This window comes from Carnobacterium sp. (assembly GCF_032094055.1).
Lineage (GTDB): Bacteria > Bacillota > Bacilli > Lactobacillales > Carnobacteriaceae > Carnobacterium_A.
Map to the genome: position 1 here is coordinate 1 of NZ_DAMDAK010000001.1, position 1,787 is coordinate 1,787.

Consider the following 1,787-nt stretch of genomic DNA (forward strand, 5'->3'; position numbering starts at 1 on the left):
GCATGACTTCTGCATCTGATTTTTCTTTAGGATCGAAATCGCTGCCGCCTTTTCCACCGCCGATGGGCAACCCGGTCAGACTATTTTTGAAAATTTGCTCAAACCCTAAAAACTTTATAATACTTTGGTTTACGCTTGGATGAAAACGCAGACCGCCTTTATATGGACCATTGGCTGAATTAAATTGAACACGAAATCCTCTATTTACCTGGACTCTTCCTTGATCATCAGTCCAAGGAACTCTAAATTGAATAATGCGTTCTGGTTCAATGATACGCTCCAAAATATTTTGTTCAATAAATTCTGGATGAGCAGTAAAAACAGGCTCAATACTATTTAAAAATTCTTTTACCGCTTGTAAAAATTCAGTTTGATTTGGATCTTTCTTCATTAATTTAGAGTAGGTTTCTTCAATATATTTTCTTGCTTCTTCCATTATATCGTCTCCTTCTTTCTTCGGCCAATGGTTCACAGGGCTTTTTTCTTTCTCATGATTATCTCATACTTCTTTTTTTAAAAAAAGCTTTTCTTTTCAGAAACTTTACGACACCAGAACAACAAGACATTTTTTTCGTGCATTTTGTTATATTTGCTGTTAAGATTATTAAGTTGATAATTAATCGTATCCTTTACTTTATACAGATATTAGAAAAACTACTACACAGGAGTGAAATAAAAAATGATTACAATGAACGACATCATTAGGGAAGGAAATCCAACATTACGTTTACCCGCTGAAGAGATAACTTTTCCTCTTGATGAAGAAACAAAAAAACTAGGTCAAGACATGCTGGAATTTCTACAAAACAGCCAAGATCCAGAGTTAGCTGAAAAGTATCAATTGCGAGCTGGTGTTGGTTTAGCAGCACCGCAACTAGGCATCTCAAAACGAATCATCGCAGTCCACATCCCTGATATGGAAGATGAAACCAATGAGCCTATTCTAAGCATTGTTATGATTAATCCAAAAGTGGTCAGTCATTCTGTCCAAAGTGCTTGTTTAGCAGAAGGTGAAGGATGCCTTTCTGTTGATCGTGAAGTTCCAGGATATGTGCCTCGTCATAGTCGAGTAACTGTAACTTATCTAGACTTAAATGGCGAACAACAAAAGATTCGCTTGAAAAATTATCCAGCTATTGTAGTACAACATGAAATTGATCATACTAATGGTATTATGTTCTATGATCATATCAACCAAGAAGCACCTTTTAAATTAGATGATAATGTATCTATTATTTCTTGATCCTCATGAATGATAAGAAGCAGGGACAAAAGAACTTAAACTCTTTTGTCTCTGCCTTTTTTATACACAAACACATTAAATCGATTTTACACGTAAAACAACTTTTAATCTCTCATGGTTAAGAGTTGTTTTTTTATGTCTATTTGCTTTACAAAACAAACATACGTTCGATATAATGAAATCAAAAAGGAGGAGTTCCAATGGTATTCGATTATTCGAGAGAATTAAGTCAAGACATCCTCTGCATTGATGTAAAATCATTCTATGCTTCCGTTGAATGCGTTGAACGTGGTTTACAGCCTTTAAAAACAATGCTGGTTGTAATGAGCAACGCTGAAAATTCTGGGGGATTAATTTTAGCTGCTTCTCCTCTAGCAAAAAAAATATTGGGTATCAGCAATGTTTCTAGAAAATGGGAAATCCCCCCTCATCCCGATTTATTGATCGTTCCTCCGCGAATGAATTTTTATATTGAGAAAAATACTGAAATCAATGACATTTTTCGCAAGTACGTTTCTGATGAAGATTTACATATTTACAGTAT

At 34.8% G+C, this 1,787-nt stretch carries 2 protein-coding genes and 1 pseudogene; 2 read left to right on the forward strand and 1 reads right to left on the reverse strand.

The window, feature by feature from the left end; genetic code table 11:
* Positions 1 to 436 (reverse strand): Glu/Leu/Phe/Val dehydrogenase dimerization domain-containing protein (locus RT405_RS00005; RefSeq protein ID WP_313466668.1); only part of this gene is annotated, 436 nt, incomplete at its 3' end.
* A 243-nt stretch (positions 437 to 679) separates the two neighbouring features.
* On the opposite strand from RT405_RS00005, the gene def reads away from it, so the two are divergent.
* Complete coding sequence (def, locus tag RT405_RS00010) at positions 680 to 1,243, forward strand: peptide deformylase (protein ID WP_313466669.1); 564 nt, start codon at positions 680 to 682, stop codon at positions 1,241 to 1,243.
* A gap of 200 nt (positions 1,244 to 1,443) precedes the next feature.
* Positions 1,444 to 1,787, forward strand: a pseudogene (locus RT405_RS00015) (excinuclease ABC subunit A); the annotation flags it as partial.